1 protein-coding gene is annotated in these 1,251 nt (G+C 72.1%); it reads left to right on the forward strand.

What is annotated here, in order from left to right:
* Positions 1-170: 170 nt before the first annotated feature.
* Positions 171-1,251: protein kinase (locus ACIQOV_RS41895; RefSeq protein WP_401056452.1), on the forward strand; the 1,081-nt coding region annotated here is incomplete at its 3' end.

Below are 1,251 nucleotides of genomic sequence, written 5' to 3' on the forward strand. Positions count from 1 at the left end.
CCCTGGGCCGATCACCGTCGGCGCGAGCCGATACCCTGACCCCTGTCGCCGGCCGGTGGAACCGCCGCGACAGGGGCCCGCCGGGCCAGCGGGCCGGGCCCACCACGCACGGACGAGACCGAACGTCAGGCTGCGGCGAGCACGCCCGCGCCGAGGGGGAGCAGAGGACCATGAGCGAGCACGGCAACGCGGCGGTCGAGGGCTTCTCGCTGGGCAACGGCCGCTATGTGCTGCAGCGGCTGCTGGGCGAGGGCGGCATGGCCTCCGTGCACCTCGCCCACGACCGCGTGCTGGACCGGCAGGTCGCGCTGAAGAGCATGCACAGCGAGCTGGGCCGGGACGACTCGTTCAAGGAGCGGTTCCGCCGCGAGGCCCAGGCCGTGGCCCGGCTGGAGCACCCCAACATCGTCACGGTGTACGACAGCGGCGAGGACGTCGCCGCGGACGGCTCCAGCACGCCGTACATCGTCATGCAGCTGATCGACGGCAAGGGTCTGCGCGAGGCGATCAACGAGGCGATCGGCCAGTACGGCGCGATGCCGGCCGAGGAGGCCCTGAAGGTCACCATCGGCGTGCTGAACGCGCTGGAGGCCTCGCACGACATGGGCCTGGTGCACCGCGACATCAAGCCCGGCAACGTCATGTTCGACCGCAAGGGCAACGTCAAGGTCATGGACTTCGGCATCGCCCGTGCGCTGGAATCCGGCGTCACGTCGATGACCCAGACCGGCATGGTGGTCGGCACCCCGCAGTACCTCTCGCCCGAGCAGGCGCTCGGCAAGCCGGTGGACGCCCGCTCCGACCTGTACTCGGTCGGCGTGATGCTCTTCGAGATGATCACCGGGCAGCTGGTCTTCGACGGCGACTCGGCGTTCTCGATCGCCTACAAGCACGTCCAGGAGGAGCCGCCGGCCCCCTCCACCCTCAACCGCTCGGTCACCCCCGAGGTGGACGCCTTCGTCGCCCAGGCGCTGCGCAAGGACCCGGCGCACCGGTTCCAGAGCGCGGCGGCGATGCGGGACGAGGCGGAGCGGCTGATCGAGGCCGCCAAGGGCGGCGGCAACGGGCAGTGGCTGCAGGCCAGCACCCCGCTGGTGATCAACGAGGGTCCGCGCTCGGTGCACGCCGCCCCGCAGGCCCCGCAGGCGCCGCACAACCCGCAGACGCCTCAGCCGCAGTACCTCCAGCAGGGCGGGCCGCAGCAGTACCGGACCCCGCCGCCGGCGTACCCGACGCCGCAGCCGCAGACCC

It is taken from the genome of Kitasatospora sp. NPDC091257 (assembly GCF_044757675.1).
GTDB lineage: Bacteria > Actinomycetota > Actinomycetes > Streptomycetales > Streptomycetaceae > Kitasatospora > Kitasatospora lactacystinica.